Source organism: Salinicola sp. CPA57, assembly GCF_003206035.1.
Taxonomy (GTDB): Bacteria; Pseudomonadota; Gammaproteobacteria; order Pseudomonadales; family Halomonadaceae; genus Salinicola; species Salinicola socius.
Window position 1 is genome coordinate 226214 of sequence record NZ_PZJR01000011.1, and the last position, 26831, is coordinate 253044.

A 26831-nucleotide genomic window follows, 5' to 3' on the forward strand; every position below is an offset into this window, starting at 1 on the left:
AATTGGCGGGCTTTTTGTTGAATATCACGATCTACAATGATAGAACAGAAGAAAAATTTATGCGTTTCAATTATACAGGTTGTGACAGTGCCAAAATCATCATTGTTAAAATTTAAAAATAATACCGTTAACTCAAGATTTCAGCCGTTTTTTAGTTTAAGTAAATCTAGGAGAGATCTAAGGTATGAAGATTATGCGTCTGCCATAGCTTGGATTTTTTCTGCTAAAAAAAAGGGTGAACTTGTCTTTAAACATTGGATTGTTGCTCAGCGCCCAATGAAACTTTCCTATCTTAAGAAACTTCCGGAGTTAGACAAGATAACTCCAGAAGGAGAGTTTCGATGGTGTTGTGAGGTATTGTTAAAGCACTCTAAAGATTTGAATAAGTTTGTCGCCATTAAGGACCAGGTTGAAGATAGAATTAAAGATAACGACCCCATAACAGCTTGCGATTTATTGGATGAGATAGAGAAAGAGTTTGGTTTTTCTCTCTGGGTAATGGAGGTAAGGCTTGCCATATACCAATACTTTTACGGGTTGGAGAAGCAAAAAGAATACCTTGAAAGAATTAAGAACGAGGCAAGTCCTGTAATTAAATGGCTGTCATCTAGTTTAAGTAGAAGAAACGAAGATGCTAGCACATTTTACAGGTACATGACAAAAACTATTGAGGTGCTTACGGATAGTGACTTGCCTGCCGGGCTGAAAAAATCTCTTATCTATAAAACTACTGGAGTTTTTCCTGATAATATTGAAGATTTATCTGAGATACTCCGTTACGAATCGGCATCGTCCTTTATAGATCAATATACAGTCTTGTTAAGTGTTCTATCAATACTAGTTTCAAGCGCCGGGAATGAAAAGCTCATCAATAAGTGTCTTTCAAGACTAGGGTCAGAAATTAATGATAGAAGCATTAACAGGATTGTATTCTTAAATGGTGGTGACGTTAACTCAAATGAAGTGTGGGAAAGCGTTGAAGACGGCAAGTCTTACCCAAATGTTTTTATTGATGAAAGTTGCTTAGATACCCTCGCACCTCAGTTCTTATCGACAGTTGCAGAGTCTTGTATTCGAAATAACTTTCTTCCATTAAAAAAAGAAGGGGTGGTGGATGAATTGTTCCACTGCTTGCTAGATATTTATTACGACGGCAGTTTCTCTAATCATGTCTTAAGTAAGGGCATGAAGTTATGCTTGAACTTTAGCGCTTTTAATTTTGCGCAAGTGTTAGCTGTAGATTTTTTGGCAGAAATATCTTCAAGCCCCGTTTTGAGCGAAATTCGTTTCAATAGTAGGTTTATTGCGTCTCCATTACTTGATCCATTATATGTAGCTTATTTGCCAGAGAGCCAGAAAGACAAACTTCTCGAACACTCGAAGAGCCTTTATGGACAATCGTATGTTGTTAAAATGGCTGAATATATGATTGGATTTTACAATAATTTGGGAGACGTGGTTGAGGGAGTGGATGAGGAATTCCGTATTTGGTTGGATGCAGAAAAAGCATATTCAAGGAAAGAGTTTTCAAAAGTTTTAGAATTTTCAAAAGAAGAGTTGAAGATAAGTTCTCCTAGATTGAAAAGAGTATTTATAAGACTTATAGCCAATGCGATAGATCAGGCTGGAGATATTTCGGATTTAAATTATTTTATCGCTAATAAAGCCGTGGCTTATCCTTCTGTAATTAATATGCTTCCTCTCGTAAAATGCGCTAAACAATTGGATAAGAATACCCGAAAAGAATTAGCAGCCGATATTTCCACACCTATTGCATTGCATTTGTACTCGGTGGCATACGATGATGAATACGATAAAGTACTTTCTTACGCCTACGAAGATTTTCTTACCGTTAATAATATTACAAAGCCATCCGAAATGCTAAAAATTGCAGATGGATACGATTCAGCTCTTGTGATTTATTATCTGAAATATATTTGCGTTCCTCAGATAATGAAAGTCTCGACTGAGTTTAATGGTACGTCAGAACTCGAAAATGAAAGGATGGCGGTTTGCTCAATATTACTGCAATTGGACCCTGGTGACGCAGAAATATATGAGTCAGAAATTAAAGAAATAACCAAAACGCAGGTGATCCGTAAAGGGGTTAGACATGTCGAGCAAAGCAAAATATCTATTGATGTTCCATCCATAAGAAAGTGGGCCGATAAAAATCTACAAGAAAATTTCTATCGTTATCAAGCTTTAGTAAGTTCAGGATTTAATCCAGCAGCGGGATTCGAAGAGGCACTCTATGAATCAATAGCTTCGGGTAAACCTTTATCGGGTGACATTTTTGACGTGCCCCAAGATGAAGCCGGAACTTTACTAAAAGGGTTAGTACACGATCTTCTAACAGAATGTACGGTTAGCCCTGTTCATGGTTTAGACTGCTACTTAAGCATGAGGGTTCGTCATGGTGCTCTATCCGGCCAGCTTCGAGGCCCCGTGGAGCTGGAAAAAATAATTACTCAGAAGTTGGATGAAGAGGGTAGATATGCATCTAACGAATACTGGTCGAATAAATATGAAGATCTTGGTGAGCAGTTGATTAAGCATCTCGATGATTGTTTAGTCAGGTTCAGTTATGAGTACGATGAACTTATAGATTTTACTGCGAATCAGTTAGTCCAAATCAAGTCGTTTGTAAAACCGGAGGGTTTGTTCGAAATAAAAATCACACGCCGTGATTTGATGTTCATTGCATCAACAGTTAACGATAAATCGTCATTTAGCGACTTTGTTGACCGATGTATAGACTTGTTCTGGCAGTGCGTGGATTTTTGCTTGTCAGAAGTTAGAAGAGTGATTGAAGTTGAACTAAAATCCAAGTTAAATAAAATATTCTACGAATTGCAAGACAGTGTCGATAGTGTTGTGGATGGCGGTAGTGCTGCGGAATTTAATCGTGCCCTGAGAACAGCTCAAACAAACTCTCTGCAAGCGCTAACTCAAATTGTAGAATGGTTTAAACTTCCTGCACCCAAAAGTGAACCTAATTTTTCTCTCGAAGATTTGATTGATGTTGGACTGCAGTGCGTACAAAGACCTCATAAAGACTTTTATCCAGAAGTACGGAAGCGGTTGCCTGATTTACCTGTTTTTGTTGGTGCGTTGAATATCTTTTCCGATATTTTTTACATTATTTTTGATAATATAAAAAAATATTCAAACAACGGCGGTAAAGTGCAGGTGGATGTGGTGGCTGAGAGGGTGACCGGAAATAAACTTCAGATAAGTGTGGTTAGCGAAGCGAGTGAAATAATGCGCAGTGCTGATTCAATAGCTAAAGTAGAAAAAATAAGGCGTCTTATAGATAGCGATAAGATCTATGATTCAGTCAAGTCGGAAGGTGGAACTGGATTGATCAAATTGAAAAAAATAATAGGGTCTAATAACAGTCTTGATTTTGGTTATGTAGGGTGCAATTCATTCAAGGTGGAGTTTTCATTGTCGATGCATGAGTTTAGCGCATGAAAATTTTAATAGTTGAAGATGATGAAAACAAGAGAATTCAGCTTTCTAATTATCTGGATGAAGTTGTTCCTGATGCATTCTTGCTTATTGAACGCTCTTTGCAAAGCGGAGTAAGGAGAATAAGGAGGGAGCAGTTTGATTTAGTGATATTAGATATGACTTTGCCAACTTTTGATCCGAGTTCAGATGAACCAGGTGACGATACTGTGATTTTCGGAGGCAAAGATTTTTTGAGTCAAATGGACAGGTTTGATATCACTACACCGGTTATAGTTTTTACTCAATTTGAGGTTTTTGGACGCGGATTGAATGAAGTTGATCTGAAGGATTTGGATCAAGAGTTAAAGAAAGGGTTTCCCGAAATCTATCATTCAGTGGTTTACTATCACGCTTCTATTGACAGCTGGAAGACTAGTTTGAAAGCGGCGCTGGTAGGTACGAACTGCCTAAGAGCTAACAATGATTAATTTGCTAGTGGTTGAAGATGGACAAGAAAAACTTAAGCGTATACTTAACGGATTAAAGGAGATTCCGGAATGTACGAATAATATTGACGTTGCTCGAGACGGCATTGAAGCAAAAGAAAAACTAAAAGGTAAGTTTTATGATTTAATGGTTCTTGATATCGCCTTGCCCCTATCATCCGATCAAGACCCCGATCCAATGGGTGGCGTGAAGTTGCTTGAAGAATTAGCTGAAAGGGATGTTTTTAACAAACCGCGAGAAGTGATTGGACTGACGGCGTTTAATGATATCAGAATAAGATCAAACGAAAAGCTAAGTAATCATCTTTGGCAAGTGCTACAGTATGACGTAGCTTCCAATGAATGGCTCGAGCGAATTAAAAGGAAAGTATACCATATATTGGAAACGAAAGGTGCTGCTGAAGCTTTGAAAGAATATGAATATGACGTTTGTATAATAACTGCGTTGAAAGAGCCAGAGCTTAAAGCTGTGCTTAACTTGCAGTGGAACTGGCAGTTAATAAGTGATGATAGTGATCCAGCGGACTATTACAAAGGTAATGTGTTTTCATATGATGGATCTAGTTCATATTCGGTTGTGGCGGCTTGTGCTCCTAGAATGGGAATGACTGCATCTTCCATTTTGGCCACTAAAATGATATTAAAATTCAAGCCAAGATACGTGGTTATGGCTGGTATAACTGCAGGGGTTAGAGATAAGGTCAATTTGGGTGATGTTGTAATTGCTGACCCAAGCTGGGATTACGGTAGTGGTAAGCAAACGTTAAGTGACGAAGGGTCACACTTTCACGCAGCCCCTAATCAAATATCTTTGGATCCATTTATCAAGTCAAGGGCTTCTAAGTTAAGCTCGGATAAAGAGTTTTTGTCTGAGTTGGCGAAATATTGGCCAACGGATCTACCCAATGTTGTCAAAGTTCACATTGGCCCGGTCGCTTCCGGTGCAGCTGTATTAGAGGATACAGCGCTGGCTAAGCATATTCAAAGCCAGCATCGAAAATTGATGGGTATCGAAATGGAGACCTATGGAGTTTATGCCGCGTGTCAAGACTCTCCTCTACCGCAGCCTAAAGCTATATCTCTAAAATCTATATGTGATTTTGCGGATTCTGATAAAAATGACACTTACCAAGAATATGCGGCTTACACTAGCGCTTCGGCAGTAAAAATGCTTGTAGAAAGGTATTTGTTTAGTTAGTAAGTATTTTGATGCTGCCAGTTGCTTCCATCGCAGGCGCTTTAATACTTGTCTTGGATCTTCTTATCATAACTCGCGCCGCCATCTTCTTGGGTACACAGGACGTCTACTACGCCGTGCGTGAAGTCTACGGCAAACCGTCGGTTCTAGGCGAGGTTGATGGCGAATTGGGAGGTGCTGAATGCCCGCTGCTATGCCATTTACGAGGGCGACGCAAAGCAGCGCGGTTTTCAGAACACACTGTGAACGATCGGCTTTAAGGGGAAGCTAAATCCGTTCATCCATCGCGCGGACGGTTCCGCTAGGGAAAACTTTACCCTGCTAGCGCTGAAGATTCGTAAGGTGTATGGCAAACGCGTCGAGGTCTACGGCTTGCCCAAGCTCACCGTCCATTCCCTCATCAATGCCGCTAGCCAGTTCATAACGATCGAGGGCGACTGCTGCTGAGTTGAGGCATCGATGCGGCGCGCCGTCGGAGAGTGCGTGATATTGTCCATTGATGCCAAACGCACTTGGGTCAAATCAATATGGGCGAACAGCCACAAATTCTGATCTACGAAGATGCCGAGAAGGCGGTTGACGTCCGTCTGGATGAAGGGCGCGAGACCGTCTGGTTGACGCAGCGGCAGATGTCCGAACTGTTTAATAAAGATGTTCGCACGGTCAATGAGCATGTGCTGAACGTTTACGACGAGGATGAGCTTTTGAGAGAGCCAACTATCCGGAAATTCCGGATAGTTCGCCAGGAGGGCTCGCGTCAGGTTTCACGCGACATCGAACACTACAACCTGGATGTGATTATTTCGGTTGGCTATCGCGTCAAATCACAGGCGGGAACTCGGTTTCGCCAATGGGCAACTCGCGTCCTCCGAGAACATCTAACCCAAGGCTGGACGCTGCACCAACAGCGCTTCGAGGCCAACGCGCGGGAGCTGGAGGCGGCGATGGCGCTGGTGCGCAAGGCGGCGCACAGCTCGGCGTTGGATCCGCCGGTCGGCCGAGGGCTGGTGGATATCGAGGCGCGTTATTCGCAGACGTTCTCGATCAATTCGTCTTCGGCGAGCCGGCCTGTCCGAGTATCGAGTCGAAAGCGACGCATCTGCTCTATTTCGTGATCAAGAATCACCCGTTCGCCGACGGCAACAAACGCAGTGCGGCCTTTCTGTTCGTCGATTTCCTGCATCGCAACGGGAGTTTTTTAGACGCTAAGAACCATGGTTTTCTTTGGATAATTAAAGAAGTGCGGCGGAATGTCGTTATTAGACAGACACTTGCATCGTGAAAGAACGTGCGGTGTGTTTCCGAAGGCCTTCAAGAGCCTACCTGTACTTCAAGAGAACGTAGATTAATGAGCTTCAAGACCCTTGCCGCCCTCATGGGCACCTGCGCTGCGCTCAGCCTGACCGGTTGTGCTTCCATTGTTGGCGACAGCGATCAGAGCCTGACGATCAGTAGCTCGCCCTCCGACGCGGCGGTCGTCATCACCGACGAGACGGCCAAACAGATATTCGTTGGCACGACGCCCACCACCGTGACGCTGAAGAAGTCCGATGGCAGTTACTTCGGCGGGAAGACCTATCACGTCGAGATCGACAAGCCGGGATACCAGACGCGCGAGATGGAGCTGACCGCGTCGGCAAACGGCTGGTACATCGGCGGTAACATCCTGTTCGGTGGCTTTATCGGCTGGTTGGTCGTCGACCCGTTCAACGGCGGCATGTACACGTTATCCCCGGATGAGATCAACGCTGACCTCGGTGATGCAGTATCGATCGAGGGTGAGAGTCAGTCACTCAATCTGGTCATGATGGAAGACGTGAGCGCCGACATGAAAGACAAGCTGGTCAAGATCGGACAGATCTGACCTCCACAGGCCGGGCGCTTGCCCGGCCTGATCCTCTCTCCACTCCCATCAGCCTCTCCACTCCCATCAGCCCATCCATTCCCAAGAAAGCCGAATGCCTCTCTATGCTTATCGTGCGTCGACTCAATTCGCCGATGCCGTCGGGCGAATGGTGATCTCGGTAGTATCGACGCTGGCCGGCGCTTCGATGAGCTGTCGGACGGCGCGGGCGATGTCGACCGGTTGCAGGGCGATGGCACGATAGTCGTCCATGAACGCGGCGGTTTCGTCGTGGGTGATGGTCGCGGCCAGGTCGCTGGCGACGACGCCGGGGTTGACGCAGGTCACGCGAATATTCGAACTCTCCTGGCGCAATCCATCGGAGATCGCACGGACCGCGAACTTGGTGCCGCAGTAGACCGCGCCGGTGGGTACGGCCTGTAGGGCGCCGATGGAGCCGATGTTGATGATCTGGCCCTCGGCCTGACGCTCCATTACCGGCAGCACGGCGCCGATTCCCCACAGCACGCCCTTGATGTTGACGTCGACCATGCGCTCCCATTCGTCGAACTTGCCAGCGGAAAGCGGCGAGAGCGGCATGATGCCGGCGTTGTTCACCAGCACGTCGATACGCCCCCAATGATCCAGCGCAGTTTGGGCGAACGCGGCCATGGCGTGTCGATCCGTGACGTCCAGTGCGCGCACTTCCACGGTACCGCCGTTTTCGCGAATGTCCGCCGCGATCTGCTCGAGTTTGTCGATACGGCGCGCACCCAGTAGAACGTTGGCCCCGGCGGCGGCCAGTTCGCGGGCGATGCCCTCACCGATGCCGCTGCTGGCACCCGTGATCAAGACGATTTTGCCTTTCATGCTCATGGTCTTCTCTCCTGTTGTCTCTGGAATGCGTTCTGTAATGAGCTCTGGAATGAGCTTTGAACCGAACTCTGGAGCGAACTCTCGTTCGGCTCCGGCGAGCAACAAGATAGGGCGCGAGACTGTTGAACAGAATATGCTGAACGCTGGACACATCGGTTAGCTAGGTTTACCAATGAACAATGATCTCAATCTCCTGACGATGTTCATCGCTGTGGCAGAAGCGGGAAACTTCCGCGCTGCCGCCGACCGGCTGGGTGTGACACGCTCCGCCGTGAGCCAGGGTGTCCGGCGCCTCGAAAGCGCGTTGGAAAGGCCGCTCTTCAACCGGACCACGCGTAGTGTTCGGCTGACGCAAGAGGGTGAGCGGTTACTGCAGGCGGTTTCCACTCCGCTGGCGGAAATCACGGCCGTGCTGGAGGCCACGCTGGATTCGCCCGAATCGCCCCATGGCATGCTGAAGGTCACGGCGACGTCGATTGCGGAGCGGTTTCTGTCAGGGCCGCTGATCGCTGATTTTGTCGAGAAGTATCCCCGCGTCACGCTGGATGTGACGGTGACCGACGAGGAGTTCGATATCGTCGCGGGCGGGTTCGACGCGGCAATCAGACTCGGGGAGGTGATCGAGCAGGATATGGTTGCCGTCCCGCTGACCGGGGAGCAGCGTCAGGTCGCCGTCGCTTCGCCGAACTATCTGGCCCGCCACGGTCGGCCGATGTACCCGCAGGAGTTGGCCTATCACCGCTGCATCGGTTGGCGTCCGCTACCCGAAACGGCGCCGTATCGATGGGAGTTCGAAGGCGACGGCAGGGCGTTCGACGTGGCGGTCGAGCCGCAGGTGACCACCAACGACATGCTGTTGATGATCCGGACATCGCTTGCTGGCGGCGGCATCACATTCGGGATGGAAGAGACGTTTCGACCCTATATCGAGCGCGGCGAACTGATCACGATCCTGGATGAGTGGCTGCCGCCTTTCGCCGGCTTCTATCTCTACTATCCGAGCCGCCGCACCGTCACGTCTAGGCTTCGCGCCCTGATCGATCACGTTCGCGAGTATCGATAGACGGCACGACGACCCTGGCTTCCAATCACATCATGAGTCTGCCTCATGTTCTGGTGAGGCTAAATCACTTTTCCTCATCTTCTCACTCTGGCATAAAGTACCCATCATTTTTCGATACTCAGACACGATGACGTTTATCCCTGGGCACGTAGGAATCGCGCGAACTCGCGCTTACGTGAATGCCGGTAAATGAATCGATTGTCTGCTTGACCAGGGTACAGGTTAGCGATGAACAGCCAGTTCAGTTTCGACATCAAGAGCATCCGGTTCGACGAGCATTACCGTCCGGCCGAGAACACGCGCACGACCACCAACTTCGCCAACCTGGCAAGAGGGGAGCGTCGAGAGGAGAATCTGCGCAATACCCTGACCATGATCGACAACCGTTTCAACGCGCTGGCGCATTGGGACAACTCCAAGGCGGATCGCTACGCCGTCGAGCTCGACATCATCACCGGCGAGCTGAGCGTGGGGGCCGAGGATGAGGACGACACTTTCCCGGCGATCGAGATGCTGAAAACGACGATCATCGACAAGCAGACCCGCAAGCGTATTCCGGGCATGGTAGGGAACAACTTCTCCTCCTACGTGCGCGACTACGACTTCAGCGTCTGGCTGTCGGAGCACAACCGGGATCGTTCCGAATTCGGTATCCCCGAAGGGTTCGGCGACCTGCACGGCAAGCTGTTCAAGCGCTTCGTCGACTCCGATGCGTACCGGGCTTCCTTCAGCAAGGCGCCGGTCATCTGTCTCAGCGTCTCCAGCAGCAAGGTCTATCGCCAGACCGACAATCGCCACCCGGTGCTGGGCGTGGAGTACGAAAACGACGAGTCCTCGCTGACGGACTTCTACTTCGGCAAGATGGGCCTGCAGGTGCGCTACTTCATGCCGCCGCATGCCGTCGCGCCGCTGGCGTTCTACTTCTCCGGCGATCTGCTGGCCGATTACAGCGATCTCGAACTGATCAGCGCCATCAGCACCATGGAGACGTTCCAGAAGATCTATCGTCCCGAGATCTACAACGCCAATTCGGTGGCCGGCAAGATCTACCAGCCGAGCCTCGAGCATCAGGACTACTCGCTGACGCGCATCGTCTACGATCGCGAAGAGCGCAGCCAGCTCGCCGTCGAGCAGGGCAAGTTCACCGAGCGGCACCTCATCAAGCCCTACCGCCATGTGCTCGAGCAGTGGTCGGCCGATTATTCCCTTTGATTAACCCGTTCCAACGACATCCTTTGATCAACCCGTTATTAAGGTCATTTTTGCATGAAGACTTTGTTGCCCACGTCGACGGCCGGTAGCCTGCCCAAGCCCGCCTGGCTGGCCCAGCCCGAGACGCTCTGGTCGCCGTGGAAACTGCAGGACGAGGAGCTGGCCGAGGGCAAGCAGGATGCGCTGCGGGTCTCCCTGCACGACCAGCAGCGGGCCGGTATCGATATCGTCAGTGACGGCGAACAGACCCGTCAGCACTTTGTCACCACCTTCATCGAGCACTTGAGCGGCGTCGATTTCGAAAAACGTGAAACCGTCAAGATCCGTGATCGCTACGATGCGAGTGTGCCGTCAGTCGTCGGTGCGGTCTCTCGCGTCAAGCCGGTTTTTGTCGAAGATGCCAAATTCCTGCGCCAGCAGACCGACCAACCGATCAAGTGGGCGCTGCCGGGCCCGATGACCATGGTAGATACGCTCTATGATGGTCACTATAAAAGCCGCGAAAAACTGGCCTGGGAGTTCGCCAGGATTCTCAACCAGGAAGCCCGCGATCTCGCCGCCGCCGGCGTGGACATCATTCAGTTCGATGAGCCCGCCTTCAACGTCTTCTTCGACGAGGTGAACGACTGGGGCATCGCCGCGCTGGAAAAAGCCATCGAAGGCGTCGAGTGCGAGACCGCCGTGCATATCTGCTATGGCTACGGCATCAAGGCCAATACCGACTGGAAGAAGACTCTGGGCTCGGAGTGGCGCCAGTACGAAGAGATCTTCCCCAAGCTGCAGGCGTCGAACATCGATATCGTCTCGCTGGAGTGCCAGAACTCCTACGTGCCGATGGAGCTGATCGAACTCATTCGAGGCAAGAAAGTGATGGTCGGGGCGATCGACGTGGCCACCAACACCATCGAAACCCCGGAAGAGGTCGCCGAGACCCTGCGCAAGGCGCTCAAGTTCGTCGATGCCGACAAGCTCTACCCCTGCACCAACTGCGGCATGACGCCCTTGTCTCGCCGGGTGGCCCAAGGCAAGCTCAGCGCTCTGAGTGCTGGCGCGGAGATCGTTCGGAAGGAGCTCGCGGCTCGATAGCAGGGTTCCAAACGGCGAAAGACGCGGCGGTGGTCATCAAGACTCTGGCCGGTGGTTGGCAACACGTTGCCGGCACCGGCCTTCAAGCGTTTCCGGGAATCCCTTTTACCATGACCACCGTTGCCATCTTCGTCGACACCCAGAACGTCTACTACACCGTGCGCGATGTTTACGCCAAACAGTTCGACTATCGCCGGTTCTGGGCGAAGGTGACCGCGAACCGCGAGGTGCTGACCGCGCGCTGTTATGCCACCGACAAGGGCGACGCCAAACAGCGCGGCTTTCAGAACACGCTGCGAACGATCGGTTTCGAAGTGAAGCTGAAGCCATTCATCCAGCGTGCGGATGGCTCCGCCAAGGGCGACTGGGACGTGGGCATCACGCTCGATGCCATCGATTACGCGGTCCAGGCGGATGTGATCGTGCTTGTCTCCGGCGACGGCGACTTCGACCTGCTGGCGAGGAAGATTCGCGAGGTGCACGGCAAGCGCGTCGAGGTCTACGGCGTGCCCCGGCTCACCGCGCACTCGCTCATCAACGCGGCGAGCCAGTTCATACCCATCGAAGGCGACCTGCTGCTGGGGTGAAGTGCCAGCGATGTCTCTTAGGCCAACAGTCCGTTAGACGACGCCTTCAACGATCGATACGTTGACATCCAGAGGGAAATTTTCTGGTGGTGAAGGATTATCAATCCTCTCTCATCTTGGGCTGGCTCAATTTCCCTTCAATCGCTCTTCATGCGACGTATCGTCGTAGTCAAAATCTAGCCATTTTCGAAAAGCCCGATACCGATTCATGGTCAGAGCGGTCGCTAGTATACTCGCCACGACGTAGCCAAACCCAAGCGTTACCTGCACAGGAAGGCTCTTCTGAATTAGCCAATCACCGATGGATGTCCGCGTCAAAAGAAAAGCGGCGAGCAATGCAAAAGAGCAGAAAGCTGTCGCAACTTTGAGTCGGTAGCGTAGAAGGTAAAAGCTGCCGTATTTCTCAAGTACACCATGGATGTTGATGGCATTATGATATTCGAGAACCACTCCCATGCCTGACGGTTTTTCTTTAAGCGTCTTGAGGCGGCTGAAATTCAACAGTGCTTGTAACGCAGGCCGGCTTCGAACGTTAATCATGGCAACGGTAAGCGTGATGGTGTTGTCCACCAGAGGCGCATAGATAATTTCGGCACCGGGCGGCCAATAGAGCTGAATATCATTGATGAAGTAAGTGTAGGTGGTAAAACGCCCGCCGTTCCCTGTACTCCCCGTTACTTTTTTCTCGATCAGCCGGCCGTGCAGCTGGGTGGTAATTGGCTCGAGGGTTGCTGCTCGGCCTAATCCATGGGCGATAAACAGTATTCCTATCGCCATGACGGCCAAATCCACCAGGATCATGACACCGACGAGCAGTATAGGCTCACGGATATTGTCGTATACGAAGGCGACCGCCAAGGCTAAGCTCGAGAGGACGAATAGGAACCCTAGTAGTACGATTAGATATTTAAAAAAAGTGATCCGTAGATAGACTGAATAGGCGTGAAATCTTTCCAAGTCCGTCAGTGGTCGATGTGAATGGTTCAAGCGGACACCTGTTGTGGTCAGTGATACACCGGTGATTCAGTGTTTGATTCTCATCAATAATATGGTGAGGTTTGGGGGCTTTTGGTAACCCGTGATCTGGTGGCGAAAAGACTACCCCCGCAATTTTTGCTCAAGTGGTGTATCGTCATAATGGGGGTTCAGCCACTTTCGTAGCAGTATGTAGATTTTTAGCAGGCCATACAACGCTAGACCACTGGCGATAAAGTAGCCGATCATGGCCAGTAGGAAAATGAGTACGTTTCCCTGAGAAACCAGTGCTAATGTAAAAGGTTGCATGGCAATGTAGAGCGTTAGCGCTGCCCAGCATACGGCGCCGATGATATACGTCATCTGATAGATCACGAGATAGTAACGCCCATATTTTTTCAGTGACTGGTGAATATTGATCGCGGGCTGATAGCGAAGTACCACCGCATAGGCGGAGGGCTGCTTTTTAAGCGTCGCCGAGGCAAATCTTGCCAGCAGCTCTTGCAGCCTTGCGTGAGGTTTGAGCGCAATCATGGCGACCGTCAGCGATATGTAGCGGCCGATCATCGGACGAAGGATGTCGCTGGAACCTGGTGGCCAATAGATCTGGGTGTCCTCGATGAAATAACGTCGGTAGACAGAGCCTTTATAGTAAACGCGCCTTTCGATCAGGTGGCCGCGTAACTGGGCAGTCTTGCTCATGGGCATGAACGCCAAGCGAAGACCCAGCGCAATGCAAAGCACGCCCACCCCCAAGAACAGGATACCCAGCACTATCATGAACAGACCCAGCAGCTCCGGTACCCCCTGCCTATCGAAAAACAGCGCCGTGGGTAGCGTCAGGCCCGTCAACAATAAGGCTCCACCAAACAGTAGCACGATCCATTTGAGTACGATCAAGCGTAGGTAGAAAGTGCGGACGTGGCTCTTTTCCATGGACGATAATGGGCGGGTGTCGTTACTCAAAGGGCTCTCTTTTTGCGTTTATCGCTTTCTCTCGAGTCTCTGCAGGTGCTTTTGCGTGCTTGCGCAGTGCATGGTGAGTCGTGGCGTAACGAGGGTAGCAGCTTGCGCCCACCGAACCGACCCCGAGGGCGCGAGATGTGTTTTCTATACCACGCCGCGAATTGCTTTGTGGGTCGCAACTGAATAGGGCGCGCAGGCCTTGTTGGAATACCTCAGCGACACCGTACTTACATTACCACCGATAACCTCCAGGTTGCGGCGTTACCGAGTGCCTTGCCGTAAACAGGTCTCACCGATGCACGCAATCAAGATGCTCGAACGCCCCCCGGGCGTGATCCTCACGGAACATTTCGTGGTCGCGGCGCACGCGGTCGGCGGCCTCAACAGCGAACTCGACCATGTCTTCGGTAAACAGCGCCGGCGGGCCGATGGCTTTCACGATCGCCGGTTCGATGTCGTAGTCGACCCTGCCGGATTCGTCGGAGCGGGCGTGCACGGTGGCCAGTACGCCGCCGCAGATGCGGGCGTACTCCTTCCACTCGCTTTTGGAGAGATCGTCCAGGTCGATATCGTCGCGAAACGGGGCGCGCTCGCGCGATAGATAGCTCAGACCGTCGAACTCGACGTGGCCGTAGAATACGTCGCCGCGTACCAGATGCACGGCCTGGGCGTGGCTGACGCGCTCGGCGAGGGTGTCGAGCTCGTAGGCCGAAGGCGGCACCAGACCGGATAGGGCAGAGCGCCGGGCCTGCTTGAACTCGATGATCAGATCGTCCGTACCGTCGCGCTCGGGGCCTTCGATCAGCACGTAGTAGCGGTTGAGACCCAGCGAGGCAGTGCCCTGGCCGCGACGTATCGCGACATCCTTCACGCGCATGGCTTTCTCGTTCAGCCCTTCCTCGTTCAACCCTTTCTCGTCAAGCCCTTCCTTATCCATGCGCCTGGCGCGTTCCGGGACCTCGATCTCGTTCTCCTCGATCAGCCGGTCGGTGATCGTCTGGAATTCGTCGCGACGGGACGAGATCGGCACCAGTTTCTGGGTGGGGCGAAAGCCGCAGCGGCTCTCGTCGAGATAGTCGTCGATCAGCCACCCCGCGCGGTCCTCGTCGGCGTCCTTGAACAACTTGCGAATGAGCTTGGGCGCGTTGTCGTAGCGCATCTCTTCATCCTGCTCGGTGCCTTCGCGAGCCAATCGCTCCATTTCTTCGATATAGCCCCGCACGAAATGGCGCACGATCTTGATCTGATGCTTGCGCTTGAGCTCTCCCTCGGCCTCCGCGGCGATCATGAAACCGACCGCGCCACGCTTGATATCCCAGGTAAACGGGGCGTAATAGGCCTCGTCGAAATCGTTGACCGAGAAGATCGGCACGTTGTTCACGTTGGGCATGACGCCGAAATTGCCGGGGTGGACGTCACCCAGCGCCAGCACAGTCGGCATCCAGGCATCTTCGCCGGCCATGTCGCGATAGAAAAGCAGCGCCGTGCCGCGAAAGAACGAGAACAGCGAATCCGACAGCTTGGCGAACTTGACGCCGGCTTCTTCGGAGCCGTTGGCGATGCGGGTCTGGTGATCCTCGCGCAGCGTCTGGCGCACGTGCCGACGACGCTCGAAGCCGGTCAGTACGCTCGGGCGCAGCACGAATTCGCCGTCGGCCACCGCTTCTGCCAGACGTTTGAACGTCTCGAAACGCGTCGCGACTTCGGGGGCCGGTTCCTTGGGCGATTCCTGCTCCAGCGCCGCCGCCAGTTCTTCCTTGCTCATGGAAGAGCGTCCCGGGACATCACGCTACTGAGCGCGTTCGTATAGCGCCTGGCGCGTGGCTTCCGAATTCGTGGACATGAACACTCCGGTTCTTATGGGCCGTACTCGCTTGGTCTGGGTGTGAGTCAAACGAGCTCAAGCCGAATGGGTGTCGGTGTCTTCAGCATGCACGACTTGCGTGGGCGTCGCATGCCTCCATCGGATATTCCCAAGGTAGCTTACTCGAACCACATCGGGATGATGGACGCGCCAAGGAGTGCCCCCAGCGTCATATTGACCAACCGCCATTGCTGGTCAGTTCTGATGAGACGGGCCAGTAAGAGGCCGACGGCGCACCATAGCGTTAGAGAGCCAAACGCTGCTAGGCCAAAGGATAGACCCAGAAGTGCTCCGAGCTGGATTGGGCCGCTCGCGAGAGTGGCAAACGAAGCTGCCGCACTCAACGTCATCGCCCAGCCTTTGGGGTTATGCCAAAGTAGCCAGATCCCCCCGAGAAAACGAGTCGGTTTGGCTAGCGTTGTCTGTGCATGTGGTGGCGGGCTCTGAGCGATTTTCCAGGCTAGCCACAGCAGATAGAGCGATCCCAAGGCCTTCATGGCGACCTGAATCGAAGGTAGCGCCAATAGAATGGCGCCTAGGCCCGCGGCGGTAGATGCTCCCATGGAACCCAGGCCGACAGCGATGCCTCCCATCAGCGGTAAGGACCGACGGTAACCGAAGTGGGCGCCGGAGGCTGTCGCGAGCGTCGTGGCGCCGCCGGGTGTCATCGTCGAAGTCACGACAAACAGTAAAAGCGGCAAGATTTCAGTCACTGATATCCTCGTCGTCAGAGTGGAATATCGGAGCAGGTTATCGTGTGAAGTCGAATTACAGAATCGCATATTGAGCATGGTTGGTATTAGCATTCATAATGCTGCACATGTCTCGCAATCTTGAAATCTCATTACTTCGTTCATTCGTCGCAGTCGCGGATCATGCCAGCATGACGGCAGCAGGACGGGCCCTGCATTTGACCCAGAGCGCGGTCAGCCAGCAGATCGCCCGCCTTGAAGACCTCTGCGGGCCGCTTTTCAAACGTGAAAGGCGAGGCATGCGCCTGACGTCAAAGGGTGAGCAGTTGCTGGGTAAAGCGCGGCGACTGATCTTGCTGAATGATGAGCTATGGTCCGATGTCCAGGAGTCGACGATATCCGGCCGCGTACGGCTGGGGGCGCCTTACGATCTGATAGGCCCATGGCTTGGGCCTATTTTAAAGGCTTATGCGCAAAGCCATCCTTCAGTGGAGCTCTCGCTTTCCTGTGCTTCGTCGCCGGATCTACGCTCAGCTGTCGCTGACGGAAAAATAGATATCGCCTTGGTCGAAGAGCCCACGGGTATGCATGAGGGTGAATGTCTTGCCGTTGATCGGCTAGTGTGGGTCGGAGCGAAAGGCGGAGGGGCGCATTGGCGAACGCCCCTCCCGTTATCTCTGGTGGCAGAAACATGTGCTTTTCGACCGGTCGTGCTGGGGGCACTGGACGACCACCGCCGGCAGTGGCGAACCTTGTTCGAAAGCGGCAGCATCGACGCTACGACCGAGACCGTACGCTCGGATCTGGCGGTTACCGCGTGGTTGGCTTCTACTGTCCCAGCCGATCTCAGCATTCTGGGGCCCGATGCGGCACTGCCAGAATTGCCCCCATTCGCGATCAGCCTTTATCAACACAAGGGAATCGCCACGGACGCGGTAACCAAGCTGTCGGAGGCGATTCGCTGGGGCTTTGGCAATCGTTAGGTGATACCGATGGCGCTGAGAGTCGACCATCAGCGCGTCTGCGCGCACTCGGGGATGACCATCGAGGAATTCCATCAACAGCGGCGCGACGTGGATGCGTTCGAACGCCTGTGGGCAGGCGATACGGCCTCCGACTAAAGTCACGCTCTCCCGATCCGCTTTTCTCGAGGGGGAATTGATACGCTACGGTCAAACGGCGTCTCTCTTTCATCGCCGCCTACGACGAGCGCCCGTTTCATCGCTCCCGAACCGAGCGTCTCTTTCATCGCTCTCGTACCGAGCGTCACTTCCATCGCTCCCGAACCGAGCGTTAAGGCGAATCCATGATCATTTCAGGTCCTTCCGATTACCGGCGCGCCGCCCAACGTCGTATTCCTCGTTTTCTGTTCGACTACCTCGATGGCGGTGCGGTGACCGAGAGCACCATGCGCGGCAACGTCGAGGCGCTGCAGGCGATTCCGTTGCGCCAGCGGGTGTTGCAGGGCGGCGGCACGCCGACGCTCGAAACCGACGTGCTCGGTAGCCGTTGGCAGATGCCCGTGGCGCTGGCACCGATCGGGGCCACCGGCATGTACGCCCGTCGCGGTGAAGTGCAGGCGGCGCGAGCCGCGCAGAAGGCGGGCATTCCCTACACGCTCTCCACGGTTTCCGTCTGTTCGATCGAGGAGGTGGCAAAGGCTGCGGCGGGGGAGTTGTGGTCCCAGCTCTACGTGCTGAAGGATCGCGGTTTCATGCGGAACGCGCTGGAGCGAGCCTGGGCTGCTGGCATGAAAACGCTGGTGTTCACGGTCGACATGCCGCTACCGGGGTCGCGCTACCGCGATCGCCACTCTGGCATGTCCGGCCCTCACGCCAAGCTGCGCCAGTACGCTCAAGCGCTGACACATCCCCGCTGGGCGTTCGATGTCGCCCTCCAGGGCAAGCCGCTGTCGTTCGGCAATATCGAAGCCTACACCGGCCGCCAGATGAACATGGACGACTACATGGGCTTTCTGGCCAAGAACTTCGACCCTTCCATCAGTTGGAGCGAACTGGAGTGGATTCGGGACAGCTGGAAGGGCAATTTGATCATCAAAGGGCTGCTGGACAAGCAAGATGCGCGAGATGCGGTAAGAATGGGCGCCGATGGCATCATTGTCTCCAACCACGGCGGGCGCCAGCTCGATGGTGCGATTCCCACCGCCCAGGCGCTGCCGCGTATCGTCGAGGCGGTCGGGGACGAACTGACGGTGCTGGCGGATTCCGGCGTTCGCTCCGGGATGGATGTGATCAGAATGTTGGCGCTGGGTGCCAAGGGTGTCCTGCTCGGCCGCGCTTACGCCTATGCACTGGCGGCCGAAGGGGAGCGTGGCGTCTCGCATCTGCTCGACCTGATCGCCGCCGACATGCGCGTGACCATGACGCTGATCGGTGCCAACTCGCCGGCCGATATCAGCGCCGATCATCTGGATTCCGTCGCGAGGGAGCTGAAGGGCGAGCAGCGTCCGGCGGTCGCGGAGCCCGATAAAGCGGCGTTCTGATCGGTGATCGTCACTGACGATTCGATCGATGATTGATCGTCGTCTATGCCGTCGATCGGCAGGCAACCTCAGCGCAGACCCTCGATCTGGCGCAGACCATCGATCTGGCGCAGACCATCGATCTGGCGCAGTCGCGAGGCGGCGAAGTCGATGAAGGCTCGGACCTTCGCCGCCGCTCGGCGTCCTTCGACATGGACGAGATGAATCGGTAGCGGGGCGGGTTCGTGCTTCTCCAGAACGGTCTGGAGACGGCCCGACCCGAGATCGGGCCCGACCTGATACGACAGCACACGGCACAGGCCCCAGCCTCGTCTGGCGATATCGATGGCCGCAGCCAGGCTGCTGACCGTGAGCTGAGGATTGACCCGGACGACATGCGTCCCATCCCTCCCGAGGCGCCACTCGTTCAGCGGCGGGGTGGATCCGCTCGAAACGACGCGATGAGAGACGAGCTCGCTCGGGTGTTCGGGCCGGCCGCGCGTGGCGAAATAGTCGGGCGACCCGCAGATGACGCGGCGGACCTGGCCGATGCGGACGGCGGCTAGCTCGGATGCGGGCAGGTGGCCGATGCGTACGGCGATGTCGAAGCCTTCCTCGACCAGGTTGACGATGCGGTCCACCATCAGCACGTCGGCGCGGACCTGGGGATGGTCATCGAGAAATTCGGTGAGCAGCGGCGCGACGTAGATTCGCCCGAACTCCTGCGGACAGGTGATTCGCAGTTGCCCGACGGGCGTGTTGGCTGCGCCCGAGGCCGTGTCGTCGGCGGCTTGCAGATGAGCGAGGATCTCTCGCACCTCCCCGAGATACGTCTGGCCGACCTCGGTCAGCCTGACTCGCCGCGTCGAGCGGGTGAAAAGCCGGGCACCGAGGGCGGTCTCGAGCATGTTGATGGCTCGTGTGGCGGAAGGCGCACTGAGCCCGGTGGCGCGGGCACCCTTGGCGAAGCTTTCCGCTTCGGCGACGGCGACGAAAACTTTCAGGGCCTGAAGGCGATCCATGACGTCTTGCTCAGTTCGGGGTCAATGATAGTTTCAGAATTCAAAGTGGTGCCTTTCAGAATAGACCGATTCTTCTGCGACTCGTAAGGATCTACAGTGGCTTCTTCGATAACCCCACCCATCCATGGGATGAAGGAGCCTGTCATGTCGAGCGCCGACCTTGAAACCAACGCCCTCACCGATCAGCCCGTAAAACTCTATCGCAACCCCAAGTCCGGCCACTGCCACCGCGTCGAGCTCATGCTCGCGCTGTTGAAGATCCCCTACGAAAACGTCGATCTCGACATGGCCAACGGCGCCCATCACGAGCCTGACTACTTGAAGATCAGCCCGCTGGGGCAGGTGCCGGCGATCGATGACAATGGCATTGCGCTTTCGGATTCGAACGCCATCCTCGTCTATCTGGTCGAGCGCTACGGCGATCCTGCTCTCTGGATCGGCACCGATCCGATCGAGAAGGCTCGAGTTCAGCGCTGGCTTTCCATCGCGGCGGGCGAGATCGCCGCTGGCCCCTGTGCCGCGCGTCTCGTCACCGTATTCGACGCCCCGCTCGATCACGAGGGCGCCAAGGCGAAGGCGCATAAGCTTTTCGTGATGATGGACGCCCATCTCGACGGTCGCGACTGGCTGGCAGCCGACAGGCCGACGCTGGCCGACATCGCGGGCTACAGCTATATCGCCCATGCGCCGGAAGGTGGCGTCGGTCTCGCCGACTATCCGCACGTCCGGGCCTGGCTCGCGCGTCTCGAGTCACTGCCACGCTTCATCGGCATGGCCCGCTCGCCGGCACTCGCCTGAGTCGAAAAGGTTCGAACGGAGGTCGGTCATGACACACGAAACGATGCCTTCCCAAGAGACGACTGTCCAAAATCCGCCGTTCCACGAAGGCGAACTCGAGGCGCAGCGGCGCGCCGGGGTGGCCAGTATCGCCAGCTCGGCAGGTCGTTTCATCCGCGATCACATGCCCGCGCAGCATCGTGAGTTTTTCAGCAGCCTGCCTTTCGTGGTCCTCGCAGCCGGCGACGAAACCGGGCGTCCCTGGGTCACGTTGCTGGAAGGGAAACAGGGATTCATCGCCGCACCCGATCCGCGCCAGCTGACGGTCGCGGCGAAACTCGGTGCTCAAGATCCGCTGGCGTCGACGTTCGGCGCCGGAACCGATGTGGGTCTGCTCGGCATCGAACTGGCGACGCGGCGGCGAAACCGTGTCAATGGGGTGATCAGACCCGCTGGCGATGCCTTCGTCATCGAGGTGCGACAGAGTTTCGGCAATTGCCCGCAGTACATTCGCGAGCGCGAATGGCGGTGGGTCGGTCCGGCGATCGACACCCGTGCGACCGTATCGGATCGACTGGCGGCTGAGCAGCGGGCTCGGATCGTCGCGGCCGATACCTTCTTTATCGGCTCCGGCTTCAGTTCTGCCCCCGGCGGCGAATCGGGCGGAGAACCGGGCAGCGAGACAAGCATGAGCCGAGGTTACGACGCCTCTCACCGGGGCGGCGATCCCGGCTTCGTGCGGGTGACCGAGAACGGAACGCTGCAGATCCCGGACTACGCCGGCAACAACTTCTTCAACACGATCGGCAATCTGATCCAGGACCCGCGCGTGGGGCTGCTGTTCGTCGACTTCGAGAGCGGCGGCATGCTGCAGATCACCGGCCGGGCCCGCATCGACTGGGCGCCGCAGGAGCGTCGAGTTGAGATCCTCGACCCGAACGCGAAGCGATGGATCGAGGTGACCGTCGAGCAGGTCGTGGACCGCCCGGCGGCACTGGCCCTGAGATGGCATCGCGAAGACGAGGCACCATTGCGACTGGAAGTCGTCGACAAGGTGATCGAAAGCGACCAGATCACCTCCTTCTATCTGGCCGATGCCGGAGGTCGCGCGCTTCCGCCCTTCGAGGCCGGTCAGCATCTGGCGGTCGAGCTGGAAATACCGCATCAGTCCATTGCGAACCGCCCGGCGCGGGTCGGTCGCAGCTACTCGCTCTCGGGATCGCCATTCGCGGGGACATATCGGCTTAGCGTCAAGCGGGAAGATCGGGGCGTCGTGTCGCGCTTTCTGCATGACCGGATCGGTATCGGCGACAGGATCGCGGCGCGCTCGCCCGCGGGCGAATTCGTCGTGCCTCCTCGGCACGGGCCACTGGTGCTGGTCAGCGCCGGCGTGGGTATCACGCCGATGCTCGCGATGCTGCACGCGGTCGTGGCGGAAGCGGACAACGATCAACGTCCGGTCTGGTTCGTCCACGCCACGCGCCACGGCGGGACACACGCTTTCCGGGCCGAGGTCGAGGCGCTGCTAGCCCAGTCCGGCAGCGTGGCGCAACGCATTTTCTACAGTGCCCCGCGTTCGAGCGACAGGCCGGGTATCGACTACGACGTCAAGGGACGGATCACGGCCGATGACCTTCTCGGGCTCGGCGCCGGGCGGGAGGCGAGCTATCTGCTCTGCGGTCCGGCCCGGTTTCTCGCCGAGCTCAGCGCCGGGCTGGAAGATCGTGGTGTCGATGCGGAGCGGATCGGATTCGAAACGTTCGGCCCGGCGGGGTGAAACGGATCGTAGGGATCAAAAAATACCCCAAGGGGGAAACGCCCTTGGGGTATTGCGCGACAGCATCACTGCGTCAGGCGATCGTGAGACGATGACATTCAGGGAGAGTTGCTGGCCTCGCCTTCGGACGTGGCCGATCCGTCGTCCGGCGCGGTGGCTTGTTCACCGCTCGTGTCGGATTCCATCGCCGTACCAGACTCGTCTCCGGACATGGTGGCGTCATCCGCGGCTGCGGCAGAACCCTCTTCAGCCATCGTGGATTCATTCGCGGGCACGGCCGCGCCATCCCCGGCGGCGGCGGATTGGCTAGTGCCGCTATCCTGCTCCGCGCTGGCGCCGTCCCGCGTCACGCGCCACACCGCGTTGGTCAGATCGTCGGCAATGATCACCGAGCCATCCGGGGCGACGGTCACGCCGACCGGGCGGCCACGCGTCCGGCCATCATCGGTGAGAAAGCCGGAAACGAAGTCGATGGGGTCTCCGGCAGGTTCGCCGTTCTGGAACGGTACGAACACGACCTTGTAACCGACGGGATCGGCGCGGTTCCAACTGCCGTGCTCGCCGACAAAGGCGCCATCCGCGAACTGTCCCCCTACGGCCGGGTTGGAGAAGTCGACACCGAGCGGTGCGCGGTGGGAGCTCAGGCTGTAATCCGGCGCGATTGCCGATTTCACCAGCTCCGGGTTCTCCGGCTTCACCCTAGGGTCGACGTTCTGACCCCAATAGCTGTACGGCCAGCCGTAGAAGCCGCCTTCCTGAATCGAGGTCAGATAGTCCGGCACCAGATGCGGGCCGAGTTCGTCTCGCTCGTTGGCGACCGCCCACAGCTCGTCCGTATCCGGCTGGAAGGTCAGTGCGGTGGGGTTGCGCACGCCGGTGGCGTAGGCGCGGTGCGCGCCGGTCTCCGGATCGATCTCCCAGATTTCGGCGCGGTCGACTTCCGCTTCCATGCCGCGCTCGGTGATGTTGCTGTTGGAGCCGATACCGACATACAAGTGCTGGCCGTCCGGGCTCGCCGCCAGCGACTTGGTCCAGTGATGATTGATCCTGGCGGGAAGCGGCGTCACCACCTCGGGGTCACCGCTGGCTTCAGTCTGGCCTTGCTGGTAGTCGAACCGCACCAGGGCATCCTGGTTGGCGACGTAGAGATCGTTGCCGACCAGCGCGAGGCCATAAGGCGCGTCGAGGTTTTCGGCGAAAACCGTCTGCTCTTCGTAGGTGCCGTCACCGTCGCTGTCGCGCAGCAGCGTCAGGCGGTTGCCGCCCTTGACCGAGGTCTTGCCCTTCGCCTTGATCACGCCGGCGATGAAATCCTTCGGCTTGAGTTTCGGGGCATGGCCGCCGCTGCCTTCGGCAACCAGAATATCGCCATTCGGCAGCACCAGCGTCTGACGCGGGATCTTGAGGTCGGTGGCAATGGCCTTGATGCTATAGCCATCCGGGACCGTGGGAAGCTCGTCATTCCAAGGTGCCTGTTCCGGTACGCCCATGTTGGGTAGCAGGCCGCGTTGAGGATCGGGCAGCTCTGGATTGGCGCCATACTGTGGATCGACATCGGCGGCATTGGCGCCACCGGCCAGCAGCAGGATCGAAAGTGGAGCGGCGTAACGCAGGCGGGCGAAAGGGCGTGCGTATTTCATGAAAGACCTCCGGTCTTGCGGCTGGTGAATCCGATCCAGATCGCGACCAACGAGAGCACCGCGACGACGATCGACAGAGTCAGGCCCGTCGGCATCATCGCCCAGGCATCTCTGGCATGGACCAACGCATTGATGAAGCCGAGAACCCAGGTCACCAGCAACAGCACGAAGTAGAGGATGGACAGACCACGACTACCGGCAGGGCGAAAGATCCCGATGAGAGCGCAGATCATCGCAAAGCCGCAGAACACCAGGCCGCCGGCAATCAGCCAGGAGGAAAAAGTGCTCCACAGTATTTCAAAGCTCGTTGAATACATGTAGTCGCTTAGCGCGGCACCCAGGAAGAGGGGGAAGGCGCCGGCAAGCAACATTCCATGAAGTGGATTTGGCCCGGTCTGAACCGGGCGTTCTGCAGTGGCAATCATGGCAAGCTCCTTTTGCGGGTAAGCCAGAACGTCTCTCACATCACGATATTTCCCGATCAGAATAGACCCCGATGCGAAACATTCATCCTGATGCTGATATTTCGTTCGTGTGGCTGGAGTCTAGTCGACGCGGGGAGTCTTCACCCAGACAATAGCTTGGCGCGTGTCATCCTCTGTTTTTGACCTCGTCACGACGGCTCGAGCGCCATGATCTTTCCTCCTGCCTGCTTGAAGCGAGCGAGATATCCCTCAGGTTCGAGCAATTGATAAGGAAAGTAGAGTCCAGGGGGCGTTGCCGGCTTTCCATCGAAACCGAGTAGCCGTTCGATCAACAGCGCGACACCCAACCCAGTCAGTGGCATCTGCCCGTCGGGATGAACGACCGCGTGACGCGTGCGCAGCGGCTGGCCAGCGATATCGATGCCGTGGAGCTCGATCAAAATCTCGGCCGACATCGGCTCGCCATGGGAGTGATCCGCGTCCTGCCTGACTGCCAAATTGAACTCGACGTTGGATGCGCTGGTCTCCGTTGCGAGCGCGACGACATCGTGGGGCGAGAGCGCCATGGCGGGCAGCATCGTCCCGTCTAGGGTTTGCAGCTCGGCTTTGAGATCGTCACCTTGACGCCAGATCCAGATGCCATCGCGACGTGCTTGAATGGCGGGGAGCGTCTGCGTCTGGCGCTCGAGATCGTCGAACCCGGCAGGTCCGGTGGCGTCCTGCTCGCCGAGAACCGCCCCCAAACGAATGGTATCGACTCGCTTGAACGACCTGACGAATTCGAGCGTCGGAATCGTTGTCGCTCCGACCAGCCATTCGGTGCCAAGAACGACCGGCGCAGCCGTTGGTTGATGCATGTACGCTGCGACTTCCGGTCCGACTTCGTGGAGCGCTGGCGAAATACTGATGTACGGTACACGCTGGCGTTGGGCGAAACGGAGCGCGGCGGTCGTCGTATCGGTGAAATAGATCGCGACCGCGCTGACTGGCCGCTTACCAAGGCCCAGATCGGCTGCGGCGAGGTCGATCTTCACGCCCTCGGCATTGCCGATACTGGCTGCCGCCTCTCTCGCTTTTTCAACGTTACGCCCGCCGATCAATAGGGGAGCGTCTGGATGGGTGGAACGCAGGAATTCAGCCGTCTGGCGACCGACGATGCCGGCCCCGCCAATGAGCAGAATGGGATCGAGTGTCATTGCGAATTCTCCTGAGTGCGTGATAAAACCTACCAATAGTAGGTTTTAAAAACGATAATCTACTTTTGGTAGGTTATCAATGAGGAGTGATCGATTGGTAAACGAGGAAAAAAAGGGAAATCCCCTGGAGGAGACGGTAAAGCCTTTGTCTCGCCGGCTTTCCCGAGTTCAGCGGCGACATCAATTGCTGGATACGGCGTTGACGATCGTTCGGGATGAGGGCGCCGATCGGTTGACGCTGGGGCGCCTGGCGGCGCGCGCCGGGATCTCCAAACCGGTCGCCTACGACCATTTCGGTACGCGTTCGACGTTACTCATCGAACTCTACAAGTCGCTCGACCAGGCACAGGCAGCGGCGCTCAAGGAAGCACTGACCACTGGCGAGCGCGGCATCGAGGAGACCATCACCGCTCTCGCCTCGGCCTACATTCACTGCTACGCCGATACCACTGGCGAATGGCACGCAATCGGCGCGGCGCTGGCGGGGAGCGAGGAGAAAGAGACGGTTTATCAGGAGCTGCTCGATGGTTACGTTCGGCTGTTCGCCGCCGTGCTGAAACCGCATGTCGATCTCCAGCAGGCCGAGCTGGAGCGGCGCTGCATCGGTCTGATCGGCGCCGGTGAAGCCTTGTCAGCCGTGATGGTGCGCGGCAATTGCGGTGAGGCCGAAGCCGCAGAGACTTTCGCATCGCTGATTCGGGGCGGGTTGCGAAACTCCTTTTCATGTCGATCAGACGAGGAGGCGTGAATGGATCTAAAGCCGCGCTATGAAGCCTATATCGCGTGTCTGAACGCCCGTGATCTCGATGGTCTCGACGAGTTCGTCAGCGATACCGTCATTCACAACGGTTCGATGATTGGCATCCGCGGGTATCGCGCAATGCTGGCCGGCAACTATCGCGACATACCCGACCTGCGCTTCTCCGTCGAACGGCTGATATCCGATTCTTCGACCGTTGGCAGCAGGCTGCGTTTCGACTGTCATCCGAAAGCCAAATTTTTGGGGCTGCCGATCAATGGGCGATTTGTGGTGTTTCACGAGAATGTTTTCTACCGATTCTCGGAAGGTCGAATCCAGGAGGTCTGGTCGATCATCGATAAGGCTGAGATCGAACGACAGTTGTAAGTTTGTCGGTGCCTTTGGGAGGGTGAGTGACGCACTTGCTCTCCGTAGGCGATAAGAACTTC

The 26831-nt window shown here is 55.8% G+C and carries 26 protein-coding genes; 17 read left to right on the forward strand and 9 right to left on the reverse strand.

Going from position 1 to position 26831, the window contains the following annotated elements; all coding sequences use genetic code 11:
• Nucleotides 1-36 precede the first annotated feature (36 nt).
• The 6 genes from DOM36_RS20120 (at nucleotide 37) to DOM36_RS13280 (ending at nucleotide 7024) form a co-directional block, all read left to right on the forward strand.
• Nucleotides 37-3477, forward strand: coding sequence for a hypothetical protein (locus DOM36_RS20120; protein WP_157958643.1), 3441 nt, complete (start codon nucleotides 37-39; stop codon nucleotides 3475-3477).
• Nucleotides 3474-3944, forward strand: coding sequence for a response regulator (locus tag DOM36_RS13260; protein WP_110643359.1), 471 nt, complete (start codon nucleotides 3474-3476; stop codon nucleotides 3942-3944). Before DOM36_RS20120 ends, DOM36_RS13260 begins: the two co-directional genes overlap by 4 nt.
• A complete protein-coding gene (locus DOM36_RS13265; RefSeq protein WP_110643360.1) occupies nucleotides 3937-5160 on the forward strand; it encodes a response regulator in 1224 nt (407 codons plus the stop codon). Before DOM36_RS13260 ends, DOM36_RS13265 begins: the two co-directional genes overlap by 8 nt.
• Nucleotides 5161-5502: 342 nt before the next feature.
• Entirely contained in the window at nucleotides 5503-5607 is a 105-nt protein-coding gene (locus DOM36_RS20630) for a hypothetical protein (protein WP_348626404.1), read from the forward strand.
• A gap of 65 nt (nucleotides 5608-5672) precedes the next feature.
• On the forward strand, nucleotides 5673-6275 hold the full coding sequence (rhuM, locus tag DOM36_RS13275) for a RhuM family protein (RefSeq protein WP_232823833.1): 603 nt from the start codon (nucleotides 5673-5675) through the stop codon (nucleotides 6273-6275).
• 233 nt (nucleotides 6276-6508) lie between these two features.
• A complete protein-coding gene (locus tag DOM36_RS13280) occupies nucleotides 6509-7024 on the forward strand; it encodes a PEGA domain-containing protein (protein ID WP_198651278.1) in 516 nt (171 codons plus the stop codon).
• A 123-nt stretch (nucleotides 7025-7147) separates the two neighbouring features.
• Here the strand turns inward: DOM36_RS13280 and DOM36_RS13285 are convergent, their stop codons facing one another.
• Nucleotides 7148-7879 (reverse strand): SDR family oxidoreductase, encoded by a 732-nt coding sequence (locus tag DOM36_RS13285; protein ID WP_198651279.1) that lies wholly within the window; start codon nucleotides 7877-7879, stop codon nucleotides 7148-7150.
• 172 nt (nucleotides 7880-8051) lie between these two features.
• Here DOM36_RS13285 and DOM36_RS13290 point away from each other — a divergent pair, with 172 nt between their 5' ends.
• The 4 genes from DOM36_RS13290 to DOM36_RS13305 all read left to right on the forward strand — a co-directional run bounded on the left by DOM36_RS13290 (nucleotide 8052) and on the right by DOM36_RS13305 (nucleotide 11827).
• Nucleotides 8052-8942 (forward strand): LysR family transcriptional regulator, encoded by an 891-nt coding sequence (locus DOM36_RS13290; protein WP_110643361.1) that lies wholly within the window; start codon nucleotides 8052-8054, stop codon nucleotides 8940-8942.
• Between the two features lie 228 nt (nucleotides 8943-9170).
• Nucleotides 9171-10154 (forward strand): DUF1852 domain-containing protein, encoded by a 984-nt coding sequence (locus DOM36_RS13295; RefSeq protein WP_110643362.1) that lies wholly within the window; start codon nucleotides 9171-9173, stop codon nucleotides 10152-10154.
• 54 nt (nucleotides 10155-10208) lie between these two features.
• Complete coding sequence (locus DOM36_RS13300) at nucleotides 10209-11240, forward strand: methionine synthase (RefSeq protein ID WP_110643363.1); 1032 nt, start codon at nucleotides 10209-10211, stop codon at nucleotides 11238-11240.
• Nucleotides 11241-11350: 110 nt separating this feature from the next.
• The gene (locus DOM36_RS13305; protein WP_075569529.1) at nucleotides 11351-11827 is read left to right on the forward strand and encodes an NYN domain-containing protein; all 477 of its coding nucleotides are present in this window, start codon (nucleotides 11351-11353) and stop codon (nucleotides 11825-11827) included.
• Nucleotides 11828-11953: 126 nt separating this feature from the next.
• On the opposite strand, the gene DOM36_RS13310 is transcribed toward DOM36_RS13305, so the two are convergent.
• The 4 genes from DOM36_RS13310 to DOM36_RS13325 all read right to left on the reverse strand — a co-directional run bounded on the left by DOM36_RS13310 (nucleotide 11954) and on the right by DOM36_RS13325 (nucleotide 16345).
• Nucleotides 11954-12685 (reverse strand): hypothetical protein, encoded by a 732-nt coding sequence (locus DOM36_RS13310; RefSeq protein ID WP_110643364.1) that lies wholly within the window; start codon nucleotides 12683-12685, stop codon nucleotides 11954-11956.
• A gap of 240 nt (nucleotides 12686-12925) precedes the next feature.
• On the reverse strand, nucleotides 12926-13768 hold the full coding sequence (locus tag DOM36_RS13315) for a hypothetical protein (RefSeq protein ID WP_157958644.1): 843 nt from the start codon (nucleotides 13766-13768) through the stop codon (nucleotides 12926-12928).
• Nucleotides 13769-14057: 289 nt separating this feature from the next.
• Complete coding sequence (locus DOM36_RS13320; RefSeq protein ID WP_232823834.1) at nucleotides 14058-15533, reverse strand: DUF2252 family protein; 1476 nt, start codon at nucleotides 15531-15533, stop codon at nucleotides 14058-14060.
• A 218-nt stretch (nucleotides 15534-15751) separates the two neighbouring features.
• Complete coding sequence (locus tag DOM36_RS13325) at nucleotides 15752-16345, reverse strand: LysE family translocator (RefSeq protein ID WP_198651280.1); 594 nt, start codon at nucleotides 16343-16345, stop codon at nucleotides 15752-15754.
• Nucleotides 16346-16452: 107 nt separating this feature from the next.
• Here DOM36_RS13325 and DOM36_RS13330 point away from each other — a divergent pair, with 107 nt between their 5' ends.
• From DOM36_RS13330 to lldD, 3 genes are all read left to right on the forward strand, one after another.
• Nucleotides 16453-17307 carry a LysR substrate-binding domain-containing protein gene (locus DOM36_RS13330; protein ID WP_110643543.1) on the forward strand — a complete coding sequence of 285 codons (855 nt, stop codon included), beginning with the start codon at nucleotides 16453-16455 and terminating at the stop codon, nucleotides 17305-17307.
• A gap of 9 nt (nucleotides 17308-17316) precedes the next feature.
• Entirely contained in the window at nucleotides 17317-17445 is a 129-nt protein-coding gene (locus DOM36_RS20585) for a hypothetical protein (protein WP_280952803.1), read from the forward strand.
• A 185-nt stretch (nucleotides 17446-17630) separates the two neighbouring features.
• Nucleotides 17631-18827: an FMN-dependent L-lactate dehydrogenase LldD gene (gene lldD / locus DOM36_RS13335; RefSeq protein WP_110643366.1), complete on the forward strand. Its 1197-nt coding sequence runs from the start codon at nucleotides 17631-17633 to the stop codon at nucleotides 18825-18827.
• A 68-nt stretch (nucleotides 18828-18895) separates the two neighbouring features.
• Here lldD and DOM36_RS13340 read toward each other — a convergent pair whose 3' ends face one another.
• On the reverse strand, nucleotides 18896-19828 hold the full coding sequence (locus tag DOM36_RS13340; RefSeq protein WP_110643367.1) for a LysR family transcriptional regulator: 933 nt from the start codon (nucleotides 19826-19828) through the stop codon (nucleotides 18896-18898).
• 144 nt (nucleotides 19829-19972) lie between these two features.
• On the opposite strand from DOM36_RS13340, the gene DOM36_RS13345 reads away from it, so the two are divergent.
• Nucleotides 19973-20626, forward strand: a complete 654-nt coding sequence (locus DOM36_RS13345; protein WP_110643368.1) for a glutathione S-transferase — start codon at nucleotides 19973-19975, stop codon at nucleotides 20624-20626.
• Between the two features lie 28 nt (nucleotides 20627-20654).
• Nucleotides 20655-22382 (forward strand): pyridoxamine 5'-phosphate oxidase family protein, encoded by a 1728-nt coding sequence (locus DOM36_RS13350; protein WP_198651282.1) that lies wholly within the window; start codon nucleotides 20655-20657, stop codon nucleotides 22380-22382.
• 98 nt (nucleotides 22383-22480) lie between these two features.
• Here the strand turns inward: DOM36_RS13350 and DOM36_RS13355 are convergent, their stop codons facing one another.
• The 3 genes from DOM36_RS13355 to DOM36_RS13365 all read right to left on the reverse strand — a co-directional run bounded on the left by DOM36_RS13355 (nucleotide 22481) and on the right by DOM36_RS13365 (nucleotide 25643).
• Entirely contained in the window at nucleotides 22481-24022 is a 1542-nt protein-coding gene (locus DOM36_RS13355; RefSeq protein WP_232823835.1) for a sorbosone dehydrogenase family protein, read from the reverse strand.
• Nucleotides 24019-24447, reverse strand: coding sequence for a DUF2231 domain-containing protein (locus DOM36_RS13360; protein WP_110643369.1), 429 nt, complete (start codon nucleotides 24445-24447; stop codon nucleotides 24019-24021). The genes DOM36_RS13355 and DOM36_RS13360 overlap by 4 nt, the downstream gene beginning before the upstream one ends.
• Nucleotides 24448-24635: 188 nt before the next feature.
• The gene (locus tag DOM36_RS13365) at nucleotides 24636-25643 is read right to left on the reverse strand and encodes an NAD(P)-dependent oxidoreductase (RefSeq protein WP_110643370.1); all 1008 of its coding nucleotides are present in this window, start codon (nucleotides 25641-25643) and stop codon (nucleotides 24636-24638) included.
• 79 nt (nucleotides 25644-25722) lie between these two features.
• On the opposite strand from DOM36_RS13365, the gene DOM36_RS13370 reads away from it, so the two are divergent.
• Together DOM36_RS13370 and DOM36_RS13375 are read left to right on the forward strand one after the other, a co-directional pair.
• On the forward strand, nucleotides 25723-26391 hold the full coding sequence (locus DOM36_RS13370) for a TetR/AcrR family transcriptional regulator (protein ID WP_198651283.1): 669 nt from the start codon (nucleotides 25723-25725) through the stop codon (nucleotides 26389-26391).
• Nucleotides 26392-26769: an ester cyclase gene (locus DOM36_RS13375; RefSeq protein ID WP_110643372.1), complete on the forward strand. Its 378-nt coding sequence runs from the start codon at nucleotides 26392-26394 to the stop codon at nucleotides 26767-26769.
• Nucleotides 26770-26831: the final 62 nt, after the last annotated feature.

Bases quoted from the DNA above. Each gene is read 5' to 3' on its own strand.
- DOM36_RS13285 (WP_198651279.1), bottom strand. From the start codon at position 7,879: ATGAGCATGAAAGGCAAAATCGTCTTGATCACGGGTGCCAGCAGCGGC.
- DOM36_RS13350 (WP_198651282.1), top strand. From the start codon at position 20,655: ATGACACACGAAACGATGCCTTCCCAAGAGACGACTGTCCAAAATCCG.
- DOM36_RS13360 (WP_110643369.1), bottom strand. From the start codon at position 24,447: ATGATTGCCACTGCAGAACGCCCGGTTCAGACCGGGCCAAATCCACTT.
- lldD (WP_110643366.1), top strand. From the start codon at position 17,631: ATGATCATTTCAGGTCCTTCCGATTACCGGCGCGCCGCCCAACGTCGT.
- DOM36_RS20120 (WP_157958643.1), top strand. From the start codon at position 37: ATGATAGAACAGAAGAAAAATTTATGCGTTTCAATTATACAGGTTGTG.
- DOM36_RS13375 (WP_110643372.1), top strand. From the start codon at position 26,392: ATGGATCTAAAGCCGCGCTATGAAGCCTATATCGCGTGTCTGAACGCC.
- DOM36_RS13280 (WP_198651278.1), top strand. From the start codon at position 6,509: ATGAGCTTCAAGACCCTTGCCGCCCTCATGGGCACCTGCGCTGCGCTC.
- DOM36_RS13290 (WP_110643361.1), top strand. From the start codon at position 8,052: ATGAACAATGATCTCAATCTCCTGACGATGTTCATCGCTGTGGCAGAA.
- DOM36_RS13320 (WP_232823834.1), bottom strand. From the start codon at position 15,533: ATGAGCAAGGAAGAACTGGCGGCGGCGCTGGAGCAGGAATCGCCCAAG.
- DOM36_RS13340 (WP_110643367.1), bottom strand. From the start codon at position 19,828: ATGGATCGCCTTCAGGCCCTGAAAGTTTTCGTCGCCGTCGCCGAAGCG.
- DOM36_RS13295 (WP_110643362.1), top strand. From the start codon at position 9,171: ATGAACAGCCAGTTCAGTTTCGACATCAAGAGCATCCGGTTCGACGAG.
- DOM36_RS13300 (WP_110643363.1), top strand. From the start codon at position 10,209: ATGAAGACTTTGTTGCCCACGTCGACGGCCGGTAGCCTGCCCAAGCCC.
- DOM36_RS13305 (WP_075569529.1), top strand. From the start codon at position 11,351: ATGACCACCGTTGCCATCTTCGTCGACACCCAGAACGTCTACTACACC.
- DOM36_RS13265 (WP_110643360.1), top strand. From the start codon at position 3,937: ATGATTAATTTGCTAGTGGTTGAAGATGGACAAGAAAAACTTAAGCGT.
- DOM36_RS13260 (WP_110643359.1), top strand. From the start codon at position 3,474: ATGAAAATTTTAATAGTTGAAGATGATGAAAACAAGAGAATTCAGCTT.
- DOM36_RS13345 (WP_110643368.1), top strand. From the start codon at position 19,973: ATGTCGAGCGCCGACCTTGAAACCAACGCCCTCACCGATCAGCCCGTA.
- DOM36_RS13330 (WP_110643543.1), top strand. From the start codon at position 16,453: ATGTCTCGCAATCTTGAAATCTCATTACTTCGTTCATTCGTCGCAGTC.
- DOM36_RS13355 (WP_232823835.1), bottom strand. From the start codon at position 24,022: ATGAAATACGCACGCCCTTTCGCCCGCCTGCGTTACGCCGCTCCACTT.
- DOM36_RS13370 (WP_198651283.1), top strand. From the start codon at position 25,723: ATGAGGAGTGATCGATTGGTAAACGAGGAAAAAAAGGGAAATCCCCTG.
- DOM36_RS13365 (WP_110643370.1), bottom strand. From the start codon at position 25,643: ATGACACTCGATCCCATTCTGCTCATTGGCGGGGCCGGCATCGTCGGT.
- DOM36_RS20585 (WP_280952803.1), top strand. From the start codon at position 17,317: ATGGCGCTGAGAGTCGACCATCAGCGCGTCTGCGCGCACTCGGGGATG.